Source organism: Actinokineospora iranica (assembly GCF_900101685.1).
Taxonomy (GTDB): domain Bacteria; phylum Actinomycetota; class Actinomycetes; order Mycobacteriales; family Pseudonocardiaceae; genus Actinokineospora; species Actinokineospora iranica.
The window spans coordinates 903,737-922,463 of sequence record NZ_FMZZ01000001.1 but is presented as its reverse complement, the minus strand read 5'-3'; the positions used below and the strand labels follow the sequence as shown (position 1 = coordinate 922,463).

Annotated in this window: 17 protein-coding genes and 1 riboswitch; of the genes, 12 read left to right on the top strand and 5 right to left on the bottom strand. The window is 71.4% G+C overall.

The annotated features are described in order from the left end of the window. Positions 1-57 precede the first annotated feature (57 nt). The 4 genes from BLS56_RS04235 (at position 58) to BLS56_RS04220 (ending at position 6,463) form a co-directional block, all read left to right on the top strand. Positions 58-594 (top strand): hypothetical protein, encoded by a 537-nt coding sequence (locus BLS56_RS04235; RefSeq protein ID WP_324187492.1) that lies wholly within the window; start codon positions 58-60, stop codon positions 592-594. A 102-nt stretch (positions 595-696) separates the two neighbouring features. Further along, entirely contained in the window at positions 697-1,353 is a 657-nt protein-coding gene (locus BLS56_RS04230; RefSeq protein WP_091448277.1) for a ceramidase domain-containing protein, read from the top strand. Positions 1,354-1,570: 217 nt separating this feature from the next. Then, the gene (ileS, locus tag BLS56_RS04225) at positions 1,571-4,711 is read left to right on the top strand and encodes an isoleucine--tRNA ligase (protein ID WP_091448276.1); all 3,141 of its coding nucleotides are present in this window, start codon (positions 1,571-1,573) and stop codon (positions 4,709-4,711) included. A 285-nt stretch (positions 4,712-4,996) separates the two neighbouring features. Beyond that, entirely contained in the window at positions 4,997-6,463 is a 1,467-nt protein-coding gene (locus BLS56_RS04220; RefSeq protein ID WP_228771338.1) for a penicillin-binding transpeptidase domain-containing protein, read from the top strand. Positions 6,464-6,467: 4 nt separating this feature from the next. On the opposite strand, the gene BLS56_RS04215 is transcribed toward BLS56_RS04220, so the two are convergent. Both BLS56_RS04215 and BLS56_RS04210 read right to left on the bottom strand, forming a co-directional pair. Beyond that, positions 6,468-8,111 carry a glycosyltransferase family 39 protein gene (locus BLS56_RS04215; RefSeq protein ID WP_139190507.1) on the bottom strand — a complete coding sequence of 548 codons (1,644 nt, stop codon included), beginning with the start codon at positions 8,109-8,111 and terminating at the stop codon, positions 6,468-6,470. A 248-nt stretch (positions 8,112-8,359) separates the two neighbouring features. Next, complete coding sequence (locus BLS56_RS04210) at positions 8,360-8,863, bottom strand: hypothetical protein (RefSeq protein WP_091448272.1); 504 nt, start codon at positions 8,861-8,863, stop codon at positions 8,360-8,362. Positions 8,864-8,925: 62 nt separating this feature from the next. On the opposite strand from BLS56_RS04210, the gene BLS56_RS04205 reads away from it, so the two are divergent. The 7 genes from BLS56_RS04205 to BLS56_RS04175 all read left to right on the top strand — a co-directional run bounded on the left by BLS56_RS04205 (position 8,926) and on the right by BLS56_RS04175 (position 14,891). Beyond that, positions 8,926-9,501 carry a TetR/AcrR family transcriptional regulator gene (locus tag BLS56_RS04205; protein ID WP_091448271.1) on the top strand — a complete coding sequence of 192 codons (576 nt, stop codon included), beginning with the start codon at positions 8,926-8,928 and terminating at the stop codon, positions 9,499-9,501. Continuing rightward, positions 9,501-9,788 carry a DUF167 domain-containing protein gene (locus BLS56_RS04200; protein WP_091448269.1) on the top strand — a complete coding sequence of 96 codons (288 nt, stop codon included), beginning with the start codon at positions 9,501-9,503 and terminating at the stop codon, positions 9,786-9,788. Before BLS56_RS04205 ends, BLS56_RS04200 begins: the two co-directional genes overlap by 1 nt. Before the next feature lie 122 nt (positions 9,789-9,910). Continuing rightward, positions 9,911-11,392, top strand: coding sequence for a potassium/proton antiporter (locus tag BLS56_RS04195; RefSeq protein WP_091448268.1), 1,482 nt, complete (start codon positions 9,911-9,913; stop codon positions 11,390-11,392). Between the two features lie 64 nt (positions 11,393-11,456). Further along, a riboswitch (SAM riboswitch) is annotated at positions 11,457-11,574 on the top strand. Between the two features lie 35 nt (positions 11,575-11,609). Then, positions 11,610-12,983 (top strand): aminotransferase class V-fold PLP-dependent enzyme, encoded by a 1,374-nt coding sequence (locus tag BLS56_RS04190; RefSeq protein WP_091448266.1) that lies wholly within the window; start codon positions 11,610-11,612, stop codon positions 12,981-12,983. Positions 12,984-13,002: 19 nt separating this feature from the next. Next, the gene (gene lspA / locus BLS56_RS04185) at positions 13,003-13,614 is read left to right on the top strand and encodes a signal peptidase II (protein ID WP_091448264.1); all 612 of its coding nucleotides are present in this window, start codon (positions 13,003-13,005) and stop codon (positions 13,612-13,614) included. Positions 13,615-13,684: 70 nt separating this feature from the next. Further along, on the top strand, positions 13,685-14,614 hold the full coding sequence (locus BLS56_RS04180; RefSeq protein WP_091448262.1) for an RluA family pseudouridine synthase: 930 nt from the start codon (positions 13,685-13,687) through the stop codon (positions 14,612-14,614). Positions 14,615-14,675: 61 nt separating this feature from the next. Then, complete coding sequence (locus BLS56_RS04175; protein ID WP_091448260.1) at positions 14,676-14,891, top strand: hypothetical protein; 216 nt, start codon at positions 14,676-14,678, stop codon at positions 14,889-14,891. A gap of 164 nt (positions 14,892-15,055) precedes the next feature. Here the strand turns inward: BLS56_RS04175 and BLS56_RS04170 are convergent, their stop codons facing one another. From BLS56_RS04170 to BLS56_RS30395, 3 genes are all read right to left on the bottom strand, one after another. Then, positions 15,056-16,057 (bottom strand): AsnC family protein, encoded by a 1,002-nt coding sequence (locus BLS56_RS04170; RefSeq protein ID WP_091448793.1) that lies wholly within the window; start codon positions 16,055-16,057, stop codon positions 15,056-15,058. Between the two features lie 100 nt (positions 16,058-16,157). Beyond that, a complete protein-coding gene (locus tag BLS56_RS04165) occupies positions 16,158-16,793 on the bottom strand; it encodes a nucleoside/nucleotide kinase family protein (RefSeq protein ID WP_091448258.1) in 636 nt (211 codons plus the stop codon). 75 nt (positions 16,794-16,868) lie between these two features. Further along, positions 16,869-17,105: a DUF397 domain-containing protein gene (locus tag BLS56_RS30395; protein WP_228771336.1), complete on the bottom strand. Its 237-nt coding sequence runs from the start codon at positions 17,103-17,105 to the stop codon at positions 16,869-16,871. A 166-nt stretch (positions 17,106-17,271) separates the two neighbouring features. On the opposite strand from BLS56_RS30395, the gene BLS56_RS04155 reads away from it, so the two are divergent. Continuing rightward, the gene (locus tag BLS56_RS04155; protein WP_091448254.1) at positions 17,272-18,690 is read left to right on the top strand and encodes a helix-turn-helix domain-containing protein; all 1,419 of its coding nucleotides are present in this window, start codon (positions 17,272-17,274) and stop codon (positions 18,688-18,690) included. Positions 18,691-18,727: the final 37 nt, after the last annotated feature.

Sequence of the window (18,727 nt, the reverse complement as noted above, 5' to 3'; positions counted from 1 at the left end):
CGCGGACGAGTGTGTCCGCGGGGACGCTGAGGCGGCTCGCCCAGGCAGACGGGGCACATGGTGCTGCTAATCGTCTTGTTGCTGGTGCTCGCGGCCTTCGGGCTGCTGATCGCCGCTCTCACCACGGCCAACACGCTGTGGGCGTGGGTCTCGGTCGTCATCTCGCTGGTGGCCGCCGCGATCCTGCTTCTCGACTGGTTGGGCAATCGCCGTCGTGCGGCGGCGGCCGAGGCGGCGAAACCGGACGAGCCGGAGCCGCCGACCGCGGTCGAACCGCCCGCTCCCACTCCGGTGGCGCCCGAGGAGCCCGTGTCCGCTGATCCGGCAGACGAGCCTGCCGAAGAGGCGACCGACGCCGCCGACTTGCTGGTGATCTCGGAACTCACCGCGGATGTCCGTGTTCTCGATGAGCGCCCGAGGTATCACCTCACCGGGTGTAATTGGCTGGCAGGTCGCCAGTCGCTGATCCTGCCGGTGTCCGAGGCCAGGCAGCTTGGCTTCACTCCCTGCGGACTGTGCACACCGGACGCCGTGCTCGCCGCCAAGCACCGGGAAAGTCGGGCGGCAAAGCAGCCTCGGCCGGGCGCGAGCTGATCGACAGGCCGGTATCGGCAAGGTCACAGGCCGCAGGTCGGTGACAAGTGTCACCGGGTGCGGGTCGCCCTGCGTTCATCCTGGACGGCCAGGGTGGCGGATATGCCGGTCGACGCGTATTGCGAGCGCACCGGGCCGGACTTCTGGTCCGAGCCGGTCAACGCCCTGACGAACGTGGCGTTCCTCGTGGCCGCCGTCGTCGCCTACCGCCAGGTGGCCCGGCGGGGTGCGCCCGCGAGCGTGGTGGCGCTCGTCGTCCTGCTGATCGCGATCGGGGTGGGCAGCTTCACCTTCCACACCGTCGCCACGACGTGGGCCGCCGCGTTGGACGTCGGGCCGATCTTGCTGTTCATGCTGACCTACGTGGTGGTGTTCCCGCGCTGGTTCCTGGGGCTGCCCTGGCGGCTGGCGTGGCTGGGCGCGCCCGCGTTCGTGGCGTTCGCGGCGCTGGTGAACCTTGTCTTCGGCGGCGGCACTTACCTGCCCGCTCTTGTGGGAATGGTCGTGTTCGCGGTCTTGCTTTACCTGCGGGGTCTTCGCGCGCACGCGACCAGGTTCGGGGTAGTGGCCGCGCTGTTCGCGGTCTCGTTGACCTTGCGGACCATCGACGGGCCGGTGTGCGGCGGATTCCCGGTGGGCACGCACTTCGCCTGGCACGTCTGCAACGCCGCGGTGCTGTACCTGTTGATCCGCGCCGCGGCCGAGCGGTGCTGGGAGGTCACCTCCGGCATATCGGTTGCGGGGACGCGTTACCCTTGAGGGCACAGGCGTCGATCCGGCCATCACCGGGGAGCCTCCGGAAGAACGGGCGCGAGCCCCAGTAGAACCGGACGGGACCGGCCCGTGACAGCCGGCCGAGAGAGGTCACCGGCACGCCGGTGGCAAGCGGGGTGGTACCGCGGCACGCGAGGGCACGGAATGCCCGCGCGAGTCGTCCCCGTGTGGGTCCGACCGATCCGTACGAGGAGCACCACCCATGGGTTACCCCAGGGCACATGTCGGCACCGGTGACGCGCAGACCGTGCCTGCCCAGCCGTCCTTCCCCGCGCTCGAAGCCGCCGTGCTGGACTACTGGGCGGCCGACCGCACTTTCCAAGCCACTGTGGACGCGCGCCCGGCGGGCGACAACGGCGACAACGAGTTCGTCTTCTACGACGGGCCGCCGTTCGCCAACGGCTTGCCGCACTACGGCCATCTGCTCACCGGCTACGTCAAGGACGTCGTTCCGCGCTATCAGACCATGCGCGGCCGCCACGTCGAGCGCCGGTTCGGGTGGGACACCCACGGCCTGCCCGCCGAGGTGGAGGCCGAGAAGCAGCTTGGGTTCTCCTCGAAGAGCGAGATCGAGGCGTTCGGCATCGAGAAGTTCAACGAGGCGTGCCGCACCTCGGTCTTGCGCTACACCGACCAGTGGCGCGACTACGTGACCCGCCAGGCGCGCTGGGTCGACTTCGACAACGACTACAAGACCCTCGACCTGGACTACATGGAGTCCGTCATGTGGGCCTTCAAGTCGTTGCACGACAAGGGCTTGGTCTACGAGGGCTTCCGGGTCCTGTGGTACTGCTGGCGCTGCGAGACGCCGCTGTCGAACACCGAGACCAAAATGGACGACACCTACCGCGACCGGCAGGACCCCGCGGTCACGGTGGGCCTGCGGCTGGTGGCGCCGGGAACCGACCTCGACGGCGTGCACGCCCTGGTCTGGACCACGACCCCGTGGACGCTGCCGTCGAACCTCGCCGCCGCGGTGCACCCCGAGGTCGACTACGTCGTGGTGGAGTCCGGCGATCGGCGCTACCTGCTGGCCGAGGCCCGGGTCGGCGCGTACGCCCGCGAACTCGGGGAGGACGCGCCGGTCGTGGGCCGCTACAAGGGCGCCGACCTGCTCGGGACCCGGTACCTGCCGCCGTTCGACTTCTTCGTCGGCCGCGAGAACGCCCACCAGATCCTGCCCGCCGACTACGTCACCACCGAGGACGGCACGGGCGTCGTGCACATCGCCCCCGCCTTCGGTGAGGACGACAAGGCCGTCACCGACGCGGCGGGCATCGAGGTCGTGGTGCCGGTCGACGCGCACGGCCGCTTCACCGGCGAAGTGCCGCCGTATGCGGGCACGCAGGTGTTCGAGGCGAACAAGCCGATCATCCGCGACCTCAAGGAACTCGGGCTGCTGCTGCGGCACGAGACCTACGACCACCCGTACCCGCACTGCTGGCGCTGCGACAACGCGCTCATCCAGCGGGCGGTGTCGTCGTGGTTCGTGGCGGTGAGCCGGTTCAAGGACCGGATGGTCGAGCTGAACCAGCAGATCAACTGGGTGCCCGGCCACATCAGGGACGGCCAGTTCGGCAAGTGGCTGGAGAACGCGCGGGACTGGAACATCTCCCGCAACCGGTTCTGGGGCTCGCCGATCCCGGTGTGGGTGTCGGACAACCCGGAGTACCCGCGGGTGGACGTCTACGGCTCGCTCGACGAGCTTGAGCGCGACTTCGGCGTGCGGCCGACCGATCTGCACCGGCCCACCATCGATGAGCTGACCCGGCCCAACCCGGACGACCCGACCGGCGCGTCCACGATGCGCCGGGTGCCGGAGGTGCTCGACTGCTGGTTCGAGTCGGGGTCGATGTCCTTCGCCCAGGTTCACTACCCGTTCGAGAACCGCGAGTGGTTCGAGGACCACTACCCGGGCGACTTCATCGTGGAGTACAACGGCCAGACGCGCGGCTGGTTCTACACGATGCACGTGCTGGCGACGGCCCTGTTCGACCGGCCCGCGTTCGTCAACTGCGTGGCGCACGGCATCGTCCTGGGCGACGACGGGCAGAAGATGTCCAAGTCGCGCAAGAACTACCCGGACGTCAACGAGGTGTTCGACCGGGACGGCTCCGACGCCATGCGCTGGTTCCTCATGGCCAGCCCGATCCTGCGCGGCGGCGACCTCGTGGTCACCGAGCGCGGAATCCGCGACGCCGTGCGGCAGGCGGTGCTGCCGCTGTGGAACTCGTGGTACTTCCTCGCCCTCTACGCGAACGCCGAAGGCAAGGACGGTGTCTGGCGGACGGACTCGCCGCACGTGCTCGACCGGTACGCGCTCGCCAAGACGCGGCAGCTGGTCGAGTCGGTCACCGCGGCGCTGGACGCCTACGACATCTCCGGCGCGTGCCAGTCGGTGCGCGAGTACCTGGAGGTGCTGACCAACTGGTATGTCCGCCGGTCGCGCGACCGGTTCTGGTCCGGTGACACCGACGCGATCGACACTCTGCACACCGTGCTGGAGATCGTGTCCCGGCTGACCGCGCCGTTGTTGCCGCTTACCGCCGAGTCGGTCTGGCGGGGTCTTACCGGCGGACGGTCAGTGCACCTGGCCGACTGGCCCGAGGCGGACGCGCTGCCCGCAGACGACGAACTCGTCGCGGGGATGGACCGGGTCCGGCAGGTGTGCTCGGCGGCGCTGGCGCTGCGCAAGGCGAACCGGCTGCGGGTGCGCCTGCCGCTGGCGAGCCTGCTGGTCGCCGCGGCCGACTCGGCCGTGCTCGCGCCGTTCATTGACCTGATCCGCGACGAGGTCAACGTCAAGGCGGTGGAACTGACCACCGACGTGGCCGCGCACGGGCGCTTCGAGCTGGTGGTCAACGCCCGCGCCTGCGGGCCGCGCCTGGGCCGGGACGTGCAGAAGGTGATCAAGGCCGTCAAGGCGGGGGAGTGGTCGACCACCGTCGAGGGCGCGGTCGTGGCGGCGGGCGTCGAACTGCTCGACGGCGAGTACGAGCGGCGGCTCGTGGCCACCGACGCGGGCGCGACCGGTGAGCTGCCGGGCAGCTCCGGGCTGGTCGTGCTCGACACCAGGGTCACCGCGGAACTCGCCGCCGAGGGGGTCGCCCGCGACCTGGTCCGGGTCGTGCAGCAGGCCCGGCGGGACGCCGGGCTGGACGTGTCCGACCGGATCGCGGTCACCGTGGAAGCGCCCGATGACGTGGTCGCCGCCGCCGAGGCCCACCGGGACTTCCTGATGGGCGAGACGCTGGCCGACGCGGTCGAGTACGGCACGGCGGAAGGCTTCGCGGGCTCGGTGGGCGAAGGCGTCGACGTGCGGGTGGTTGTGCGCAAAGTGTGACGGTATGGGAGCGGCTTTCGCGGATCTCTGGTCGCGGAAGCCGCTCCCCTGGCATCGTGGGGACAAGCGCGATCGTCGCGCGTCGGGGGTGCTGGGGTAGTTCTGGGGGCTGGCGTGTCCACCACGCGCAAACGCTGGATCTTGTCTGTTGGCGGTCTGGCGGTAGTCGCCATTGTCTTGTTGTCGGTGTTCGTCTTGGTACCGCGGGATGCGGCGTCAACGTCGTCGGCGTCGGCGGCGGGGAAGACACCGCAGCAGACCGAGGCGCCGTTAGGCGCCACTGAGGTGGCCGAGAGGTTCCTCGCCGCGCTGTCCGCGCAGCGATTCCAGGCGGCGGCCGACCTGACCGACGCCCCTCCCGCCGCGGTGGCGCTGCTGACCAAGGTCGGCTCGGCGCTGCGCCCGCAGTCGGTGCAGGCCACCGCGAGCGCGCTCACCGCGCCCGCCGCCGGGTCGACCGAGGTGAGCGAGACGTTCACCTTGTCCTGGAAGTTCGCCTCCAGCCAGGTGTGGGCGTACTCGAACACGCTGTCGGTGGTCACGGTCGACGGGCGGTGGCGGGTGAAGTGGTCGCCCGCGGTGATCCACCCGAAGCTGACCGAAGGCACCCAGCTGGCCGTGCTGGTCAGCGCGACCGAGCCCAACGCCGTGGTCGACCGGGACGGCAAGCCGCTGCTGACCTGGCAGGGCGCCACCGCCCGACCGGTGGACCCCGCGGTGGCTCCGCTTCTCGCGGGCGCGTTGCAGCGGACCGTCACGCCGCAGGCCGACAGCGGCGGCACCCGGATCGCGCTGGTCGACGCGGCGGGCAAGGAGGTCGAGAGCCTCTTCGGCACCCCGTCCGCGCCCGTGGAGCCGATGAAGTCGACCCTGAGCCTGCGGACCCAGGCGGCGGCGCAGGCGGCGGTGGACAGCGCGGCCGGTCCGGCGTACCTGGTGGCCATCCAGCCCTCGACCGGCGGCATCCTCGCGGTGGCGCAGAACTCGGCGGCGGGGGACCGGCCGGACGCCCTCAACGGCCTCTACCCGCCGGGCTCGACGTTCAAGGTCGTCACCGCGGCGGCCGTGCTGGACGCGGGCCAGGCGACCGTCGACACCGTCCTGCCCTGCCCGGGAACCCAGACGATCGGCACCCGCTCGATCAAGAACGCCGACTTCGAGCTGGGCCCGGTGCCGCTGCGCACCGCGTTCGCCGAGTCATGCAACACCACGTTCGCCGCGTTGGCGGCAGAGCTGCCGCCGGACTCGCTGTCCCGCGCCGCCGCCCAGTTCGGGCTGGCCGCCGACTTCGAGATCCCGGGCCTGACCACGCAGACCGGCCGGGTGCGGCCCGCGACCGGGACCCCGCAGCAGGTGGAGAACAGCATCGGGCAGGGCACCGTGCAGGTCAGCCCGTTCGGCCTGGCGCTGATGACCGCGACCGTCGCGAAGGGCTCCGCGGTGACGCCGAAGCTGTTCACCGGGGTGGAGACGGTGGTCAAGACCGGCTACCGGGGGCCGTCCAGCGCGACCGTGACGGCGCTGCGCGCGATGATGCGCGAGGTGGTCAGGTCGGGCCGGGGTGACGCGCTGCGCGGGCACGGCGCGGTCGCGGGCAAGACCGGAACCGCCCAGTTCGGCGACGGGACCCAGGCGCACGGCTGGTTCGCCGGATACCGGGGCGATCTCGCGTTCGCGGTGCTCGTCGCCGACGCGGGAGCCGCGGCGCCCGCCGTCACAGTGACCGGGAAGTTCTTGGCCGCTGTGAAGTGAGCGGTCATCCGGTCGGGAATCCGACCGGGTGCAGGATCGCCTGTCCCGGTTGGTCGAGCGGGCCGATCACCGGATCGTCGGCGATGATGACCGTCTCCGACTGGTTGGCGGGAACGGACAGCACCGGACGGCCGCAGGGCAGGACGGCCAGAGTGGACAGCACGCCGGGGTCTATCCGGTGGGACGGCAGGCGGTGCGACGTCGGCGGGGCCGGGGGCTCCGGGGCGGCGGTCAGGAGCGGGACGTCCTGGGCGTCCGGGGGCCGCAGGACCTCCACGAGGTCGGGGCCCGAGCCGAAGACGGCGATGGTCTCGGCGTGCTCGGCCGCCTCGGCCAGTGGGGTCAGGTAGGGCAGTGCGGTGCGCAGCGTCGGGGTGACCAGCAGCCAGGACCGCGTCGCGCAGGTCCGCGTGCAGGTGTCCGGGAGGAGCACCACCTGGGGCAGCCGCCCGCCGCGCACCAGTTCGGCCCAGGTGGCGGAGTCGGTGACGACCGGGGTCGTCGGCAGGTTCTCGCTGAGCCACCTCGTCGCCGCGGCCGCGACGACCGGGTCGGTGTGGCTGTCGACGGCGGCGCGCAGGCCGCTCACCCAGGCGGGCACGGCGAACGCGAGGGCGGTCAGCGCCACCGCGGCGGTCGGCGCCAGCAGCGGCCGGGTCCTGGTGTGCTTGCCCGCCCGGCCGCCGTGCGTGAGGCCGCGTTCGACGACGGCGGCCACCAGCAGCGCGGCGGGCGCCACCACGACCGCCAGGGCTCCGGTGTCGGGTCCGCCGGGCAGGACCGAGAGCACGACGAGTGTGAGCACGCCGAGGGCGAGCGGCCGCAGCCGATAGGAGAGCAGGGCGCCGAGCGCGGCGGCCGCGGCGGCGGCGCCGAGCAGCGGGTCCAGCCGCAGCCACTCGCCGGGGCCGGGGCCGTAGGACGCGACCCGGAAGGCGGTCACGGCCGCCCCGGCGCCCAGTCCGATTCCGGTGCCGAGGCTGAACAGCGCGGCGAGCATGAGCGAGAGCCGCCTGCGCCCCCGCCGCCACACCAGCAGGGCGGCCGTGCCGACCAGGGCGAGGGTGACCGGCGCGGTGAGCACGGCGACGACCAGGAACACCGTCGCCCACAGGTCGGGGGTGATTCTGCGGTGCCGGTGCGGGGTCCACAGCAGCGCCAGCGCCGCCAGCGCCCACGGCACGGCCACGTTCTCCGGCCGCACGGCGAGTTGCAGGTTCAGCGCCAGCGGCGACAGCGCGGTGATCGCGACCGCCGCGGCGGCGGTCCAGCGGGCCAGGCCCATCCGGCGGGCGAGCAGCCACAGCAGCGCGCCGGTGGTGGCGGCGGCGATCACCATCGGCTCGCGGACCGCGCTGAGCGCGGTGGCGTGCCGGATGAACGCGTCGGTCGCGGTGGTGTAGGCGGCGATCTGGAGCCAGGCCAGGGACGAGACGAACGGGTCGAGCATGCGGTCGAGGGCGTCCACCGCGAAGACCTGGGCGAGATGCCTGCCTTCGCCTACCTGGGTGGGCGTGTCGCCCGCGGCCAGGCGGAGCAGCGCGGTGACGGCGGCCAGGGCGGCGGCGGGCAGCGCCCGCGCCCCGGCCTCGGCGGCATGCCAGACGCGCGGCGCGGGGAAATCCGCGCTCACATGGTGTGCGGACATGGGGGATGCCTGCTCTGCGGTCCCGGGGATCGGGAGCGAGCCGGTACCTCCTTCGATGGGTGATTCGGAAGGCGATTCGGGGATGGTGGGGGCCGACCGCCGCGCGCTGCGGTCGACTCATGCTAAACCCGTGATCGGTCGTGTGCGTACTGTGACTTTGCGTGTCCTGAAGGCTCAGTCTTACGAGTGGTGTCGAAGGGACGATTACCCCAAACAGGGGCCTGTCGGGACGCTGACCTGTGGGTCTTTTACGCCGTCGCCTTGGTGCGGGCGTTGGCGATCCGGTACAGGACCCGCACCCAGGGGGACCACCGGGCGGGCCGGGTGGGCGGGTGGCCGACCTCGGTGGCCGCGCGGTCGAGCAGGTCTTCGAGCAGCGCGTCGTGCAGCCACCGGATGGCCACGGGCCAGCCGGCGCGGCCCGCGCCGTGCGGTTCGGCGCGCAGGACATGGCGCAGGACGCACGAGTCGGGCGAGTGGCCATCGAGGACGAGCAGGGTGTGCGTCCCGCGCAGGCCGATGCCCGGGGTGAAGGTGAACTCGGCCATCCTGCCCGGCTCGTAGGCGGTGCAGGTGTAGCCGACCGGGCCGTGCCCGCCGGTCGCGCCCGCCCCGAGCGGGGCGTCGAGCAGCATCGGCGGCCAGTGGTCGACCGGCCACAGCGGGCTGTCCGCGCCCACGATCCGGTCCAGCAGCGGTCCGACGCGCGCGGGAGCCACGGGCAGGGCGCGCTCATGCTGATTGTCGATCATCAGGTCAGGTCACCTTCCGTACGGAACCGTATGGTTCGCGCCGTACGCTAGCGTACGGATTCGTGGCAGCACAGCGTCGAACCCGAGAGGACTGGACCGAGATCGCGCTTGCCGCGCTCGCGGAAGGCGGACTTGCCGCGGTAGCGGTAGAACCGCTCGCGGCGCGGGTCGGCGCGACGAAAGGCAGCGTCTACTGGCATTTCGCCACCCGCGACGCGCTGGTGCAGGCCACCCTCGAACGGTGGGAGCGCGAGCACACCGAGGCGGTCATCGACCTCGCCGAAGCGGGTGAGACACCTGCCGACCGACTGCGCATCCTCTTCGGCGCCGTGCTCCACCCCGAACAGGGGGTGGAGGTGGAACTCGCGCTCCTGGCCTCGCTGAACGACCCACTCGTCGCGGCGGCCGTCGCGCGGGCAGGCGAGCGGCGGGTGGACTACCTCGCGACCCAGTTCGCCCAATACGGGTTCGGCCGCGCCCAGGCCAGGCGGCGCGCGGTGATCGCGTACTCCGTCTACCTCGGACAGGCGCAGCTGACCCGGGGCGCGCCGGAAACCCTGCCGCGGTCACCCGCGGCGCGCCGCGCGCACGTGGCCGAAGTCCTGCGCCTGCTGCTGACCGAATCGGCGGATTCCTGATGGCGTTCCGGTTCGGGATTCGGGTGAAACCGGGCGCGCGCCGTGCCGCCGTCGGCGGTCGGTGGCCCGGCGACGGCGACACGCTCGTGGTGGCGGTCGCCGCGCCCGCGGTGGAGGGCAAGGCGAACGAGGCGGTCCGCCGCGCGCTCGCCGACGCGTTCGGCGCGCGGCGCCAAGACGTGCGCGTCGTGGCCGGGGAACGGGGCAGGGACAAGGTGGTCGAACTGGACCCGGTGCCGCCGAATGCCGCGCGCACGCTGGCCCGATTGCTCGGCGACCAGCCGTGACTATTGCCTCACCCTGCGCGTGACCAGTTTGTCGAGTGCGCCGCGACCCGGTCGTAAGGGGACAATGCGCTCACAACACCAGGCGCTTGCACATGCGGGCCGCCGCGCTGCCGGGAGGTGGGATGGACGACCTGACCCTGGCGCTCGGCATCGGCGCGGCCGTTCTCCTGCTGGCCGTTCTCGCGGTGCGGGTGTCCGTCCGGCTTGGACTGCCCTCGCTGCTGCTCTACCTCGGGATCGGCGTCCTGGTCGGCGAAGCGGGCCTGGGCATCGAATTCGAGAACGCCGAGCTGACGCAGGCGCTCGGCTTGGCCGCCCTGGTCATGATTCTCACCGAGGGTGGTCTCACCACTCGCTGGGGTGAGGTGAAACCCGCGCTGTGGCCGGGAATCGCACTGTCCACAGTGGCGGTCGTGATCAGCGTCGGGCTGACCGCGGCCGGGCTGCACTGGATTCTCGGCTTCGACTGGCGGCTCGCGCTGCTGTGGGGCGCGGTGCTCGCCTCCACCGACGCGGCCGCGGTGTTCAGCGTGCTGCGCAGGCTCTCGGTCACCCGTCGGCTCGTCGGCTCGCTGGAACTGGAAAGCGGCATGAACGACGCGCCGAGCTACATCGCCGTCGTGCTGCTGGCCTCGACCGACCCGATCGGCTGGGGCCTGTCGCTGACCATGCTCTACCAACTCGGCGCGGGCGCGCTGATCGGCCTGGGGCTCGGCTGGCTGGGCACGCACGCGCTGCGCCGGGCCGCGCTCCCGGCGACCGGCCTCTACCCGCTGGCCACGGTCGCGGTGTGCGTGCTCGCCTTCGCGGGCGGGCAGGTCGCGCACGCCTCCGGGCTGCTCGCCACCTACATCGCCGGGTTGGTGCTGGGGAACTCGCGGCTGCCGCACCGGTCGGACACCGTGTCCTTCGCCGAGGGGATGGGCTGGCTGGCGCAGATCGGCCTGTTCGTCCTCTTGGGACTGTTCGCGTCGCCGTCGCGGCTGCTCGACGCGCTGGTGCCCGGACTGGTGGCCGGGGCGGTGATCACGCTGGTCGCCCGGCCGCTGTCGGTGCTGCTGTCCGTCACGCCGTTCCGCGTCCCCTGGCGAGAACAGGTGTTCCTGTCCTGGGCCGGGTTGCGCGGCGCGGTGCCCATCGTGCTGGCCATGATCCCGCTGTCGCAGGGCGTGCCCGGCGCGCAGCAGCTTGTCGACGCCGTGTTCGTCCTGGTGATCGTGCTGACCCTGGTGCAGGGCAGCACCCTTGGCCTGCTGGCCAAGGCGCTCGGGCTGGACGCCGGGGCCCGCGCCAAGGAGGTCGAGGTCGACGCGGCGACCCTCGACGAGCTCAACGCCGAATTGCTGCAGGTGACGATCCCGCAGGGCTCGAAGCTGCACGGCGTCTACCTGTCCGAGCTGCGCCTGCCCGTTGGCGCGACGGTGAGCCTGGTCGCGCGGGCCACCGGCGCGTTCACCCCGGGGCCCAACACCCGCCTGCAGGTGGGCGACCAGGTCCTGGTCGTCACCACCCAGGACGCCCGCGAGGCCACCGAGAACCGCATCCGCGCGGTCGACCGGGCAGGCCGCTACGCCCGCTGGAAAGGCGAGACCGGCGACGAGTGAGCCCGCTCTCACCTGGTGGCCGCCGCTCGATCCTGAGCAGCGCGTCGGCTATGTTCTTCGGCAAGGTCACGAGTGCCAGCGTCAAACCCCGGTTTGCTGGCCGGCAACCCTCCTTCCGCGGTGGGGTGCCCCGGGTGAGGACCTGGTCCTCCCGCGTGGTGCGGGACGGGCAAGCGCGGACCCCTCGCGGGTCCCTCGGACCTGGAGGTCAGCCCCCATGACGCTCGCTGTTCCCGTCACCCGCACGCCCGAGACCGCCCTGGCCGCGGCCGCTGTCGCCGTGCCGCCGGTGGTCGGCGCGCGGCTCGCCGTCCCGCTGGTCGACGGCCGCCGCGTCGGCTACGCCAACCTCGACCACGCCGCCAGCGCGCCGTGTCTTGAGGCCGTGCGCGACGCGGTGGACGAGCTGCTGCCCTGGTACGCCAGCGTCCACCGCGGCGCGGGCTTCGCCTCGCAGGTCAGCACCAAGGTCTACGAGCAGGCCCGCGCGGTGCTGCGCCACTTCGTCGGCGCCCGCCAGAGCGACGCGGTGGTGTTCACCCGCAACACCACCGACAGCCTCAACCTGCTGGCCAAGGCGCTGCCCAAGAACACCTCGGTAGTGCTGTTCGACACCGAGCACCACGCCGCGCTGCTGCCCTGGCGCGGCCCCCGCGTCCACCGGATCGAGACCCCGGCCAGCCCCGGCGACGCGGTGCTCGCCCTCGACACCGCGCTTTCCGGCTGCGCGGTCGGGCCGCGCCTGGTCGTGCTCACCGCGGCGTCCAACGTCACCGGCGAGATCTGGCCGGTCGCCGCGCTGGCCGAGGTCGCGCGCAGGCACGGCGCCCGCGTCGTGCTCGACGCCGCCCAGCTTGCCCCGCACCGGCCGATCGACATCCGCGCGCTCGACGTCGACTACGTGGCGCTCTCCGGGCACAAGCTCTACGCCCCGTTCGGCGCGGGCGCGCTGATCGGCCGCGCGGACTGGCTCAACGCGGCCGACCCCTACCTGGTCGGTGGCGGCGCGACCGCCCAGGTCGTCGACTGGGGCGACCGGCTCGGCGTGGCCTGGTCGAAGGTGCCCGAGCGGCACGAGGCGGGCTCGCCCAACGTCGTCGGCGCGCACGCGCTCGCCGTGGCCTGCGAGACGCTCACCCGGCACGGCTGGGACGCGATCGGCGAGCACGAGCGCGCGCTGCTGCGCAGGCTGCGCTCGGGCCTGGCGACGGTGCCCGGCCTGCGCGGGCTGAGCCTGTTCGGACCCGAGCACGACCGGGTCGGCGTCGTCAGCTTCACCATCGACGGCGTCGAGGCAGGCCTGGCCGCCGCTGTCTTGTCGGCCGAGCACGGCATCGGCGTCCGCGACGGCGCGTTCTGCGCCCACATCGCCACCCGCAGGCTCCTGGGCCGCGTGGGCGCGCGGGAGCAGCGGGCCCTGCGGGTCAGCATCGGCCTCGGCACCACCGCCGAGCACGTCGACCGGCTCGTGGCCGCGCTGCGGTCGCTGGTGGCCGACGGCCCCGCCGCCGACTACGTCCTGGTGGACGGCCGGTGGACGCCCGCGAACGACCCGCGCCCCCTGCCGCCGTTCCTGCGCGAGGTCTCCTGACCGACCGCGCGCGGCCACCATGGACAATGGCCCGGTGAGCACAGAACGTGGCGACGACCGCGGCACCGAGATCGAGCACGCGGCGACCGAGCAGGCGGCGGCGGCCGAGCCGCCACCCCGGCGGGGCGTGCTGCTGCTGTCCACGGCCATGGCGGTGTTCGCGCTGGACCTGATCACCAAGATCATCGCCACCGCCACGCTGGAGGGCGAGCCGCCGGTCCGGATCCTCGGCGGCGCGGTCTACCTGCAACTGGTCCGCAACGCGGGCGCCGCGTTCTCCATGGCGACCGGCATGACCTGGCTGTTCACCCTGGTCGCCGCCGGTGTCGTCGTCGCCATCGTGTGGATCATGCCCAAGCTGCGCTCGACCGGCTGGGCGCTGGGCCTCGGCCTGGTGCTCGCGGGCGCGCTGGGCAACCTGACCGACCGGATCTTCCGCGCGCCCGCGGTGTTCCAGGGACACGTGGTCGACTTCATCTCCGTCTTCGCGCCCAACGGCGACTTCTTCCCGGTCTTCAACGTCGCCGACTCGGGCATCTCCGTCGGCGGGGCCCTGATCGTGCTGATGGCGATCCTGGGCCGCGACTACGACGGCAGCACCACCAGCAAGAAGGCCGGAGACGACGCATGAGCGAGCTTTCGAGCGAATCGTTGACACAGTGTGCCCGCGAGCGGGGCCACCGATCTTGTGAGGTGGCCGCATGAGTGAGTCGCGCACCCTTCCCGTTCCCGACGGTCTCGACGGTATGCGCGTCGACGCCGGGCTGTCCAAGCTGCTGGGCCTGTCCCGCACGATCGTCGCGGCGCTCGCCGAGTCCGGCGACGTCCTGGTCGACGGCAGGCCCGCGGGCAAATCCGACCGGCTGCTCGCCGGGACCTGGCTGGAGGTCACCCTCCCCGAGCCCGACCGCCCGGTCGAGGTCCGCGCCATCGCCGTCGAGGGCATGGAGGTCATCCACCAGGACGACGACGTGGTCGTGGTGGACAAGCCGGTGGGTGTCGCCGCCCACCCCAGCCCGGGGTGGACCGGGCCGACGGTCATCGGCGGCCTGGCCGCGGCGGGCATCCGGATCTCCACCTCCGGAGCCGCCGAGCGCCAAGGCGTGGTCCACCGCCTCGACGTCGGCACCACCGGGGTCATGGTCGTGGCCAAGAGCGAGTACGCGTACACCGTGCTCAAGCGCGCCTTCAAAGAGCGCACGGTCGAGAAGCGCTACCACGCGCTCGTCCAAGGCCACCCGGACCCGAGCGTCGGCACCATCGACGCGCCCATCGACCGGCACCCCCGCCACGACTACCGGTGGGCGGTCGTCGCGGGCGGCAAACCCAGCGTCACCCACTACGAGACGATCGAGGCGTTCCGGGCCGCGTCGCTGCTGGACGTCAAGCTGGAGACCGGGCGGACGCACCAGATCCGGGTCCACTTCTCCGCCCTGCGCCACCCGTGCGTCGGTGACTTGACCTATGGCGCGGACCCGACCCTGGCCAAGCGCCTCGGCTTGGCCCGGCAGTGGCTGCACGCGCGCACGCTGGGATTTCACCATCCTGACGATGGCCGGTGGGTGGAGTTCACCAGCCAGTACCCGGCTGATCTCGCAGGCGCTCTGGACACGCTCGCCGCTGATTACTGAGTCCGTGGGGGAATCCTCGGCTAAGTTGGATTTGACGTGGCGACGGCTAGAGGCGGTGCGGATGAACGGCACGGATAGACCGGACGAGGACGCAGGCGGGTTCCTGGTGGATGGGGTCGCGCCTCAGGTCATCGGGGGCGGTCCGGCTGAGGACGAGAGCGTGAGCGGCGATCTGGGTGAGGTCGCCTACGACCGCGAACCACCGACCAGTCCTATCCAGGCCCAGACTCCGCCGCCGAAGAAGGGCTGGCTGGGCAAGCTGTTCGGCCGGGGATAGTTCGCCCTGCATGGGGTGCCGGTTGGCAGGTAGGCCCGTGTCCTGTCCCGCTCCTGCCTGGCACTGGCAGGAGCGGTGTGGTCGGCGGGTTCGCCGCTTCCTTCCCCTTCAAGCACCTGGCTAGTGGGTGGGCGTGTGTCTCTCCGTGGCTCTGGCTGGCCTGGTCAGTTCTCTACGGTCCAGGTGAGGGTCAGGGATTCCTCGTCCGGGCGGGGGCTCCAGCGGACCGAGGTGACCTCGATGTCTTCCGGGACCACGTAGACCGTGTGTCCGCCCGCGGTTTCGCCGGGGGCCACGCCTATTCGGTGTGGGGGGCGCGAGGACAGGGACACTGGGGCCTTGGAGATCGTTTCGCCGTCTGGGGTGACCAGGACCAGGTACAGGTCGGGCAGGGTGCCGAAGGGGACTGAGCCGCGGTTGGTCAGTTCTGTGTGCACCACTATTGACCGCTCGCCCGGTTGGAGGCGGTAGCCCGCGGCGGTGAAGAGGTAGTCGGCGGGGTCTACTACCTCGACCAGTTGGACGGACAGGCGTTCGCCTTCCAGGCCCGAGGTTTCCAGGGCGGTGCCGACCTTGCCCTGGCGGGTGGGGGTGTTCATGCGCGTCGTCGGCTGGGTGCGGTCGACGGCGAGGGCCGGTGGTTGGTCGCCGCGCGCCCAAGACGCGCTGCCGGGTGGGCCCCAGGTGCTGATCGGCTCGTTCGCGGGGGGAGCGGGCTGGTTCTGGGGGGACGGCGTGGGAATGGGTTGGCTGTGTGGGCCCGCTGGGGTGGGGAATGGCTGGCTGGGTGGGCCGGTGCGCACCTGGTACGGGCCGCTCGGGGGGTGTGCGAAGTTCTGCTGCTGTTGCTGCGGCTGGTACGGCGCCTGTTGGGGCTGGTAGCCGCCGCTCTGGGGTCCGGGGGGCGGCGGATAGACGCCCGAGGGGGTGCCCTGCACGCCGTAGTTGGGGGGAGCGGGCATCCGGGACAGCGCTGCGCGGACGCCGTTGGGGTCGCATTCCACGCCGACGAGGAGGGGAAGGCCCGCTCCGGACAGCGCGACCAGCCGCGAGGCCACTTCCCGTGGGTCCATGCCCAGCCTCGCGGCCACCTCGTGCACCGCTGCCCTGCCCATTTCGGCGACCACACCGAGTAGGCGGGCATCAACCGGATCCGTCACGACCACGGCCCGCACGCTACCCGGTCCGCAGGCCGCTCGCGGCGGAAGCCGGGACTCGACACGGGCAAGATCGGTTTCGGTGATCGAATCCGCACGGAGCGCGACCTCACACCGGGGCGTCGTCCAGCAACGCGAGGTGGCGGGGATCGTCGGCGCGCACGCCCGCGTCGGCGGTGTGCAGGGGACGGACCTCGGCGTCGTAGCGGGCGAACGCGGGCAGTGCCCAGTGCTCGCCGCCGGGCAGCCGCCGGGCCAGCGCGGGCGCGGACAGCCACAGGTGCACCGACAACTCGTGCGGCAGACCGCGCCCGAGCAGCAACTCGCCGTCGAGCAGGAGGACACCGCCGTCGCCGAGGACGGCGTAATCCGCCCGGGTGGCGCGGTCGGTCGCCGCGTTCCACAGCGCGGGCAGCACCCGGCCCGACCCGCCGGGCCCGAGCGGGCCGAGCACCTCGCGGCGCAGCGCGCCCTCGTCCAGCCAGGTCTCGTAGCGGGCGTCGGCGTCGTGCCTGCCGCGCTCGAAGCGCAGCGACGCGGGCCGCAGGAAGTCCGCCGCCGAGACCCTCAGCACCGGCCGCCCGAGCACCCGCAACCGCTCCCCGAGCGCGTCGGCGAGCACCCCTGGCTCGGTCGGCGGGGCGCCGTCGATGATCACCCGCGTCCACCCCGCGCGCTCCCGCGCGTCGATCCGCGCGGTCAGCTCACCGGCGAGCACGTCAGGCGAAACAGGACGGAAACGCATGCCCTGATTCTGCCGCAGACACCGAGGGCTGCGGCGAAACAGGGCCGCGACTGTGATTCGGAGAGTTTGCGCCCGTTACAGGGTGATGCCGTGTCTCGCCGCGTATCCCATGACGAACACGCGCATTTCGTCACCGGTGAACCGAAGCTCGCCTGCGTGCGGATTCTTGCTGTCGCGAATCACTATGGCATGAGCGTGATCCGGAATCTCGGCGTACTCGACGCACGCCTCGGTGTTCTCGTCTTCGCCGTTGCCGCCACCGCACATCTTGGCCCAATTCGTGGTGTTCAGTCGGTTGTCGTACAAGTCCATTCGCTTGCCTTCCGCTGGTACCGTCTGTCGGGATGTCATAGACCTTGGTGGGGCGTTCGGCGATTCGGCAGTGCGTCGATGCGCACCGATGTGGTGTCGATGTCGCACGTATGTGGCACCTGTGGCGCTGTTGTCGGGTCGCTGGGGCCGGACGAAGGAGGGGGCGATGGAGGCTGGGACGAAGCGTGTGAAGCTCATACAGCTTCGCAAAGCGAGTGGGTTCACCCAGGAAGGGCTTGCGGAAGCGCTGCACTTGGACCGCACCACTATTCACCGTTGGGAGTCGGGAAGAGGTCTTCCGCTGCCGTATCTCTGGCCCAAGCTCGCGAAGTTGCTCGGCCTGACCAGGGAGGACCTGCTCCGGGTGTTCGGCGCCGACGGAGTGGCCACGGTGGCGTCCTCGCTGGGTGGCGCGACGCCGACGGCGGTTCGGGTTGTCCCGGATGCCGCGCACGTGCTCCCTGAGGACGTTCGGGCCAGTCAGGACGAGTGGCTTCGGATTCGACAGGCGCGCGGACGCAAGATCTCCGTCCGGGCAGCGGATCTGTATCCGTCCTCGTGGCGGGCGGACCGTGGGCCGGTGCTGGCTGGCCCGGGTTGGCTGCTGGGCAAGCCGATCGCGCTGGACAAGGTGCGCTTGGCGCGCTCGTTCGACGTCGGCGCGACGCCGTCGCTGGCGGGCGCACATGATCATGTGCTGCCCCTCAATGGCGGTGGCGGAAGATACGCCGGTTACAGCCGGGCCGTTCGTGATCTTGTGCGGCCGCGTCTGTTCGAGAACCGGTTGTCCTATCGTTTGCTGGACGTCAACACGAAAAACGGACTGACTCTTACCTTTGGGACAACTACCTTCTTTGAGGTGTTCGACGTCAAGGAGGCTCTGGCCCATGAGTTCAGGCGGGCCTGGCTGGCCGCGGGCGGCTGTCTCCCCGATTGGGAAGAGTTGCCGTTGCGGAGGTCGATCGCCGATCCGTTCGATCCACGTGGATTGCCAATGTCGCCTGGAATCAGCACCCTCACCATTCGCCGTGACCGGTGGGGAGAGCATCGGTTCCTCGTGCATCGGCGGGACGGAAACGCGGTCGCGGACGGCGGGAAACTTTGCAGTCTCGTGCCCTCCGGAGAGTTTCAGCCGTCCTCGGTCGCGGAAGCCGACGTGGGCAACGATTTCTCCCTCTGGCGCAACATCATGCGCGAGTTCTCCGAGGAACTTCTCGGGAATCCCGAACATGACGGTGGTGGCGTCCGGTCCATCGACTACGCGGCCGACGAGCCGTTCCGTTCCTTCGAGAAGGCGCGCGGGGAGGGCCGGTTCCGCCTCTGGCACTACGGTCTGGTGATGGACCCGTTGACGCTCGGTGTCAGCCAGCGCACGGTCGCCGTGGTGGACGACGAGGTGTTCGACACCTTGTTCGCGGGATTGGTCCCGACCAACGACGAGGGCGAACTCGTCACCGTGGGCGGTGGCGTCGGCGTGCCGTTCACGGGACGGGCCATCGAACGTCTCGGCTCACGGTTGTCGCCGACTTCGCTGGTGCTGCTTCGGATGGCCTGGCGGGACCGCGACCTGCTGTTGGATGACTGAGTCACGACCGAGTCGCCGAGTCCTCTTCGGCTCGCGC

Excerpts from the sequence above, each read along its gene's own strand:
- BLS56_RS04200 (WP_091448269.1), top strand. The coding sequence starts at position 9,501 with ATGGCGTTCCGGTTCGGGATTCGGGTGAAACCGGGCGCGCGCCGTGCC.
- BLS56_RS04180 (WP_091448262.1), top strand. The coding sequence starts at position 13,685 with ATGAGTGAGTCGCGCACCCTTCCCGTTCCCGACGGTCTCGACGGTATG.
- BLS56_RS04195 (WP_091448268.1), top strand. The coding sequence starts at position 9,911 with ATGGACGACCTGACCCTGGCGCTCGGCATCGGCGCGGCCGTTCTCCTG.
- BLS56_RS04210 (WP_091448272.1), bottom strand. The coding sequence starts at position 8,863 with ATGATCGACAATCAGCATGAGCGCGCCCTGCCCGTGGCTCCCGCGCGC.
- BLS56_RS04190 (WP_091448266.1), top strand. The coding sequence starts at position 11,610 with ATGACGCTCGCTGTTCCCGTCACCCGCACGCCCGAGACCGCCCTGGCC.
- lspA (WP_091448264.1), top strand. The coding sequence starts at position 13,003 with ATGGACAATGGCCCGGTGAGCACAGAACGTGGCGACGACCGCGGCACC.
- BLS56_RS04155 (WP_091448254.1), top strand. The coding sequence starts at position 17,272 with ATGGAGGCTGGGACGAAGCGTGTGAAGCTCATACAGCTTCGCAAAGCG.
- BLS56_RS04230 (WP_091448277.1), top strand. The coding sequence starts at position 697 with ATGCCGGTCGACGCGTATTGCGAGCGCACCGGGCCGGACTTCTGGTCC.
- BLS56_RS04215 (WP_139190507.1), bottom strand. The coding sequence starts at position 8,111 with ATGTCCGCACACCATGTGAGCGCGGATTTCCCCGCGCCGCGCGTCTGG.
- BLS56_RS04165 (WP_091448258.1), bottom strand. The coding sequence starts at position 16,793 with ATGCGTTTCCGTCCTGTTTCGCCTGACGTGCTCGCCGGTGAGCTGACC.
- BLS56_RS04235 (WP_324187492.1), top strand. The coding sequence starts at position 58 with ATGGTGCTGCTAATCGTCTTGTTGCTGGTGCTCGCGGCCTTCGGGCTG.
- ileS (WP_091448276.1), top strand. The coding sequence starts at position 1,571 with ATGGGTTACCCCAGGGCACATGTCGGCACCGGTGACGCGCAGACCGTG.
- BLS56_RS30395 (WP_228771336.1), bottom strand. The coding sequence starts at position 17,105 with ATGGACTTGTACGACAACCGACTGAACACCACGAATTGGGCCAAGATG.
- BLS56_RS04175 (WP_091448260.1), top strand. The coding sequence starts at position 14,676 with ATGAACGGCACGGATAGACCGGACGAGGACGCAGGCGGGTTCCTGGTG.